8 protein-coding genes are annotated in these 7297 nt (G+C 46.4%); 2 read left to right on the forward strand and 6 right to left on the reverse strand.

What is annotated here, in order from left to right; genetic code table 11:
• Positions 1-10: 10 nt before the first annotated feature.
• The 6 genes from WCO51_00520 to WCO51_00545 all read right to left on the reverse strand — a co-directional run bounded on the left by WCO51_00520 (position 11) and on the right by WCO51_00545 (position 5416).
• On the reverse strand, positions 11-1177 hold the full coding sequence (locus tag WCO51_00520) for a glycosyltransferase (GenBank protein ID MEI6511745.1): 1167 nt from the start codon (positions 1175-1177) through the stop codon (positions 11-13).
• Positions 1174-2100, reverse strand: coding sequence for a helix-turn-helix domain-containing protein (locus WCO51_00525; GenBank protein MEI6511746.1), 927 nt, complete (start codon positions 2098-2100; stop codon positions 1174-1176). The genes WCO51_00520 and WCO51_00525 overlap by 4 nt, the downstream gene beginning before the upstream one ends.
• Before the next feature lie 45 nt (positions 2101-2145).
• The gene (gene queA, locus WCO51_00530) at positions 2146-3159 is read right to left on the reverse strand and encodes a tRNA preQ1(34) S-adenosylmethionine ribosyltransferase-isomerase QueA (protein ID MEI6511747.1); all 1014 of its coding nucleotides are present in this window, start codon (positions 3157-3159) and stop codon (positions 2146-2148) included.
• Positions 3160-3165: 6 nt separating this feature from the next.
• Positions 3166-3897 (reverse strand): HAD-IA family hydrolase, encoded by a 732-nt coding sequence (locus WCO51_00535; protein MEI6511748.1) that lies wholly within the window; start codon positions 3895-3897, stop codon positions 3166-3168.
• A 663-nt stretch (positions 3898-4560) separates the two neighbouring features.
• Positions 4561-5184 (reverse strand): RdgB/HAM1 family non-canonical purine NTP pyrophosphatase, encoded by a 624-nt coding sequence (gene rdgB, locus WCO51_00540; protein ID MEI6511749.1) that lies wholly within the window; start codon positions 5182-5184, stop codon positions 4561-4563.
• Positions 5177-5416 (reverse strand): hypothetical protein, encoded by a 240-nt coding sequence (locus WCO51_00545; protein ID MEI6511750.1) that lies wholly within the window; start codon positions 5414-5416, stop codon positions 5177-5179. Before WCO51_00545 ends, rdgB begins: the two co-directional genes overlap by 8 nt.
• 201 nt (positions 5417-5617) lie before the next feature.
• Between WCO51_00545 and WCO51_00550 the strand changes: the two genes are divergently transcribed.
• Together WCO51_00550 and WCO51_00555 are read left to right on the forward strand one after the other, a co-directional pair.
• Positions 5618-6268 carry a PilZ domain-containing protein gene (locus tag WCO51_00550; protein ID MEI6511751.1) on the forward strand — a complete coding sequence of 217 codons (651 nt, stop codon included), beginning with the start codon at positions 5618-5620 and terminating at the stop codon, positions 6266-6268.
• Positions 6269-6424: 156 nt separating this feature from the next.
• On the forward strand, positions 6425-7051 hold the full coding sequence (locus WCO51_00555) for a superoxide dismutase (GenBank protein MEI6511752.1): 627 nt from the start codon (positions 6425-6427) through the stop codon (positions 7049-7051).
• The last annotated feature ends 246 nt before the right edge of the window (positions 7052-7297 follow it).

Below are 7297 nucleotides of genomic sequence, written 5' to 3' on the forward strand. Positions count from 1 at the left end.
GGCATTAAAGTTAAGAAGTTTTGATTAAGCTTCTGTTTGCATTTGGGGAGAGAACACTTTCGTAGACTTCTACTACTCGTCTTGCCATGCTTTGAGGGGTATAAATCACACTTTGATTTGCTGAGTTAGCACTGAATTGCTTGCGAAGAGGCTCATCATAAATGAGTTTTTCTACGGCTTGTGTAAAAAGTGTCTCTTCGTTTGGAACGACAAATCCGGTTTCGTTTGGCCGCATAGCCTCGCTTGCCCCTCCCCCTTCAACAGCAACACAAGGTAAGCCATATGTTTGAGCTTCACCGATCACTAGCCCTTGCGTTTCGGACGTCGAGGGGAATACAAAAAGGTCTGCAGCGGCATAATAACGATTAACTTCCTCGCGTGGCATCCCTCCGACGATATGAACTTGCCGATCGATGCCAAGTTTTTTAGAAAGACGGGCAATGTGATCCAATAAGGGTCCAGCGCCAACCAGCCACAGGGCACAATTGGGATTTTTATCTAAAATCGGCTTAAGTGATCTTAAGAGGAAAGGCGTATTCTTCTCTAGGGCTAATCGGCCAACATAAAGCATCATTAGCGTTCCATCATCAACCCCTAGAGCTTTGCGTTGAACGTGTCTATCAAAGGCAGGCGCTTCAGGGATGGCGGTCGGAATAATCGTCGCTGCTTTGGTTACATTGTGAGCACGAAGCGAATCAAGCGCTGCTTGGGAAGGGGTAATTAATGTATCGCATTTTCGATAATAGTATTGCAAGTAATAACGCAACATAGATCGGACGATGACTTTTGGGATGAAAGGCACGTAATGTATGTAATTTTCATAGAGCGTATGATAGGTGCTGACCAGAGGCAGGCCCGCGCGTTTGGCCAAGCTACGTGCTGCCATCCCAGTGAAGAATGGCGTATGAGTATGCACTATATCAATGCCGAGCTGGCCGAATGCGTCTATGATGCGCGGGCTAACTGGCAGAGCCAAAGGATAACGGTATGCAACCGGAGGTTGTATTGAAGGTAGCCGCAACACGTTCGGATCGGTATCTTCATAGCCGCGGAACGTAGGTGCAAATATGTACACCTTATGCCCCAAGCCTCTCAGCTCCTTAGCCAATCCACGTACTGCGATACTCACTCCATTTGGAACCGGTAAAAAGCTGTCACTGAACAGCGCAATTTTCATAACAGCCTCACACTATTCTTATGTTCTTCAAGAAAACTCACGATATCGGAGAGCTTGAATCGGCGTTGATTGCCGGCTGTTCGATGGTGATTGAGCCAACCTTTCTCTGTGTAACGGCGAATAGTCGTAGGGCAAACACTCAGCAATAGCGCAGTCTCCTCCAGTGATAGAACAGGATCCAGCAATCGAGAGATAAGTTCAGCGCGATTCTTGGTCTTATGACGGCGTCCAGTCGGTTGGGTTTCAGCGTCATAACCGTTTATTGTTGTTAGGAAGCCGATGTGACGTGTCAATCGTTCCCACATACGGGCGACTTCCTCAGAGACTTGAGGCTCTGCAGTTCGCCATCTAGGTCGAGGAGCGCTTAACGGTGAAGCTTGATCGCTATTTTTTCGTTTTCGGACAGGCTTATTAATTGGAGGTTCCTTAGCCTTTTCAAAAACCGCTATCTCTTCGATAATCGCTTCCATCTCCCCTTGCCCAGGATCGGTTACCGGTTTCTTTGATGGCTTTGGTTGAACAGGCAATACTTCAATAGCCTCTTTTTCACTAGGAGAATCATCGAGCCAGGGCATGTATTGTTCAAGCGAGGGCATGGTGATATCATAAATGGAATCGGGTGTCTTATCTATGCTCGTAGTAATAGACGGTTGTTTAGCTGGCTTGTCCGCTATCGTCGGCATTTCGGGAATTGGATCCGCTTCCTTCACTTCAATGACTGGAGGAGCTAGGGCAACTGTCGCTTCTTGAACTGTGAAGTAAGCAGAAGGCGGCTCTGCATGCGCTATTGCGGGCGATGCAGTAGGCTTTTCCGGTTCAACCGTTACTTTCTCCGTTTCAGATGCCTCTTCAGCTTCCTTTGATTGCTCTGTGAACTGGCTATCTAAATATTTGTACCACTCATCAATCGAGTTGATTTTCATTTTATGTCTCCAAACAACAAAATGCTAGCTTACTCCATCCTACTCTCAAGGCACAATCAACATTGCATCGCCGAAGCTCAAAAAGCGGTATCGCTCCTGGACAGCTTGGCGGTATGCATGAAATAAGTTCTCTCTTCCGGATAGCGCGCTAACCATCGCCAACATAGTCGTGCGCGGTAGATGAAAGTTGGTTGCCATCCCATCTATGACCTGGAATTCGTATCCGGGTGTGATAAAAATTCGTGTAAAGGCATCCCCAGACTGGACGTTGCGCTTGCCGATAGCTGAGGCCTCAAGCGCCCGAACGGCAGTAGTGCCAATTGCGATGATACGACCTTTACATTCGCGAATTATCTCGGCAGTCTCTGGGCTAATCGTGTAATGCTCGCCGTGCATCGGGTGTTCTTCAAGTGTGTCAGTCCTGACTGGGCGGAATGTGTCAAGGCTAACATCTAGGGTGATCTTTGCGATTCCAATACCCTTTAAGCGAATACTATCTAATAGTTCAGACGTAAAGTGTAATCCTGCCGTTGGGGCCGCCGCCGAACCACCGGTTTGGCTGTAGACAGTTTGATAACGCTCTGGGTCCAAAAGTTGTTTGTGAATATATGGCGGCAATGGGACTAAACCCGCATTTGCAATTCGATCTTCGACAGATCCGTTTCCTTCGAACTGAAGAATACGTCCGCCAAAAGGGGTGCTGGTACCGACTTGGGCGCGAATACCATCGTCAAATTCAATCCAGGCACCGGGTTTGAGCCTTCGCCCCGGCTTGACCAACGCTTCATAGCTATTATTTCCGAGAGGCTTCAATAGAAGCGCTTCAACCTTAACGTCTGTGGATTTATGGCCTAATAGGCGCCGCGCCGTCACACGCGCATCGTTGAGGACTATGAGGTCGCCTTCATTCAGGTATTCCACTAAGTCGCTGAATAACCGGTGTTCGATTGCTCCTGTTTGTTTGTGTAGAACGAGTAGGCGCGACTTATCTCGTTCCAGGATTGGATCCTGGGCTATCAACTCTTCAGGTAGAACATAATCGAACAGGTCGGTATTCATAGATTTTTAAATATAGTCCCAAAGTTGGCGCAAGTCGGTTATTCGAATGCATTCCGCTTCCGGATAGGCGTTATTGCGGTCGATGAGGACAGGCGTGATGTCTGCTGCAAGCGCTCCCGCAACATCGGCGTCATAGGCATCACCTATGTGCATGGCCTCCTCCGCATCTACTCCGGCTAGGTTTAAAGCCTTTTCAAAGATGGCTGTATCCGGCTTTTCACTTCCTACCTCAGCCGAGGCTAGGACGAAATCAAAGTGCTGCTTTAAGTTTAGCAGTTCAAGCACTCTGTGTAATGTATGATCCCAGTTCGAGACGATCCCTAGCGTCAGCCCACGCAAACGAGCTTCGTTTAATACCGGCAGGACATCATCAAATGAACGCCATGCCTTGCTGTTGTCGCCTAGCAAATATTCCGTTAACATTTCATGCAGTCGGTTCGCTTTAATGTCAGGCTGAGAACAACCCGTTTTGATTATTAGTTGACTGCCGAAGCTATGCCAGTATTCTTCTAACTCCGCAAGCTTTCCTCGGTAGAACAGTTGTGAATAGAGCAGAAGGTATTCTCTATTGGCATCATCATAAGCTTGTTTAACATAAGGCAGTGAAAGTTCAACACCCAATTCTCCCGCAAACTGCACCAACAGTTTTGAGATTTCAAAATCACTCTTTAATATCGTCGCGCCGGCATCAAAGAATAGAGCGCGGATACGTTTGCAATCAACTATCTGTTCGTTCATTTTTGTTTTGGGTATACCGCCGAAGTGAAGCAATAATCCATGATATCAAAGCTAATAAGATGCTTAACGCAATGCAACTGGTAATAGGAAAGTAGATAAAGATATTATCTTTACGATAAACAATATCCCCTGGCAGTTTCCAATTCCGTATACCGGCGTATTCCAAGGTGAAGAGAAATAATCCGCTGATAAGAAACAGAACGCCGACTAACAGCAAAATCCGGGCCACCATCCCGACTTCGCTTATCATATCATTTCCCTCTTGAGTACGATTGTACCCTCAATGCAAGTTCAGGTCAATCAATTTGTACAGCATTTACTAGCAATAGTTATACGAAAGGGAAGTGGGACATACCGACACCCGCCTCTGCTTCCTGGCGGGGAAAAAGGGAGGGGGCCGATCGAATGGTTTCGAAGACGAGCCTAGCGGTTGAAACGGCCTCCCCATGTAGGGGCTGGGCTTGCCCTGCCCTCCGGAGGGCGCAGCAAGCTACGCCCCTACAGGGGATCGTGGAGGCGAACTACAGAATAGTTACTTATAGAGGAGAATGAGAAAGGCTGGATCCCCCTTTTGAAAGGGGGGAATTTCCTGAATCTAGCATTTAACGTTCAACCACGTGCTTCGCTCCGGTCCAACCTTTGACTTCTACTTACGGATACGCACTACTTTCCCCCAAGCAACTCTCTCAGATACGGAAGGGCGTGGGAGAGGACGCGGGAGCGGTGGCTGGTTTGGTTTTTTTCTTCGGGGAGGAGCTCGGCCATGGTTTTGTTTAGTTCGGGCAGGTAGAAGATGGGATCGTAGCCGAAACCGTGTTCGCCTTTTGGATCATGGGTAATACGGCCATCTCGGGATGCTTCAAAGATACGGGAGGGAGTGTTGGGGGCGCTGATAGCCACGGCAGCTTGAAATCTGGCTGTGCGTTGTTCATCCGGCACATCCTTTAGCTTCTCCAAAATCAGAGCGATTTTGATGCTGAAAGGGGTGTCTTCGCCGGCAAAACGTCTTGAATAAAGGCCGGGTTGGCCATCGAGATAATCGATTTCTAGTCCAACATCATCTCCCAAAGCAATCAATCCGGTGTGTTTGGAGGCAGCTTCGGATTTAATGGCGGCATTCTCTATGTAAGTTGTACCGTTTTCGTCAGGTTCTAAAGCCTCAGGGAAATTGGCCATCGTGAGGAATTCTACATCCAAATCAGCAAGCCCAGCGCTGAGGATGGTGATAATTTCACTCGCTTTAGCCCGATTTCCCGAGGCAATCAGTAATTTCCTAGGGTTAGTCATCAACGCCAAGAATTTGAGTGTACATTACGTGGGCAGGGTTGATTGTGATGACACCGCGTGAACCCATTTCCATAACCCCTGCGGTCTTGATAAAAGACACTCCTGGCAATCGCACCAAAGCAGCCGTGGGGGATCGAAGGTCTTCAATAACCTTCTCCGCTTCTTCGCGAGTATTGACGGGGCAGTCGACCTCAATTCCGATAAGTCCGATAAGCAGTGTTAAACGAGCCATGAAATCCTCCCAATTATTTATAGCTGAATGATGATTTACATTCAAAAAATTCAAGCTAGACCGAAAAACTATCTTTTTAGCGTTAAGCGCCGATAACTTAATATAAGTGCATCAAGCGCGTTAATCTCACGCAATTGTACCTGTGAAAGATTAGCGCTGTCCTGCCGAAAATACAGATATATCACCTGGATGTGAATAGAAATGAATAAAACAGTGTTTGCTTCAACAAATTTGGTGGTCGGAAGTCAAGTTTATATTCGTACAAGTGAGAGTGACGCTGAAAAGCGCGGCTTGTCAACGATCATAGAGATTACACCGGAAAGTATGTGGCTAAGCCACCCACATGGCGAAATTCTGAGTTTTTCAAACGATGGCGCCCTAATGACTTTATCAATTGAAGACGACCAATATGCTCTAGTTTCCGAGGTCAGAGTTCTTCATATTCGACGCGACTTGTTATGTCGTGACTTCGAGGTAACCCTTCCTTCCGATTGGCAATTCCTACATCGCCGCGCTTCACCTAGGGTTGCAATGGATGTTGAAGTATTATTGCTGAGAGTTGCAGAAGCTGAAGCAAAGATAAAACATTATATTCCTGGTCACTTGGTTGATATTGGCATTTCAGGAGCTCGCATTGTTTCCCGGATACCATTTATCAGAGGCGATCTGTTATTTCTTCAATTGCAATGTCCAGGTTCGTCTGCAAAGTTCAATACTGTTATTGAAGTTATAAGACTGATTGCAAAGCGAAAACATGTTGGAAGTTCCTGCGAGTTTAGCGCCCGATTTCTTTCACTCACTTCCGATAGGAAAAATTTTCTCGAAGACTATATAAGTAGTGCAACTCAGTAACCTATCAAGAGTGGGCTTTTGTTCAACTTCTTAAATTTTTCATTTTTCTCCTGAATATTTGAACATCTGTTGAGATATTTAGCGTATATAAATAATAGATGATCGACCGGCTTGTGTTGATCTATCGCAAAGAAACCAGTTAAGGAGAAAAGATTAATGCCTGCGATAATTGAAGCTTATAAAATCGAAGCCAAACCGCTTCCTGAGAAGATTTTTAATACCGAATCGGTTGGGATATCTCGCAAGACCCATGAAGAGCACTTCAAGCTGTACCAAGGATACGTCAATAAGACTAACGAGATACGTGAGAAACTTGCAGGGTTGGAGATCGATCCGGCGAAAGCCAATCAGACTTTTAGTGATATTCGCGAGTTGAAAGTCGAATATACCTTTGCTTTGGGCGGTGTTACCAACCATGAATTGTATTTCAATTTATTAGGTGGAAACGGCGGGCAGCCATCAGGCGATGTGGCCTCGCTTATTAACAAATATTGGGGTTCTTTCGATAATTGGGCAAAGGATTTGAAAGCGACAGGGATTGCAGCGCGTGGTTGGGTGTGGCTCGCTTTGAACCATGATGACGGCAGTCTGTTCAACTATATAGGAGATGCTCAAAACACGTTTCCAGTGTGGAATACCACGCCTATTTTAGCGTTGGATACCTATGAGCATGCTTATTATCTCGATTTTCAAACGGCGCGAGCCAAGTACATCGATGCGTTCTTAGAGGTTATCGATTGGGATACTGTAAACGCAAACCTCGATAAGACGCTACGGAAATAAGTCTTTCCTACCATCGAAAGTGCCATGTATCCGCATGTTCATCCACGCCCAAAAGGCGGCAAGTGAGAATAGAATCTATGCCCTCAGAACTATTCTCCCAACCGCCAGTTCCCCAGCAGGGGCAGCAATTAAATCTTGCTGCCTCTGTTTCTTACCAGTATGTTGACGCAATCTAATATCTGCTAAAATAAGTTCATCAATTGCATAGAATTAGTGCGGAGGCAGTTATGCGTAAATTTTTCTTCC

This window comes from bacterium (assembly GCA_037131655.1).
In the GTDB taxonomy this organism is placed as follows: Bacteria; Armatimonadota; Fimbriimonadia; order Fimbriimonadales; family JBAXQP01; genus JBAXQP01.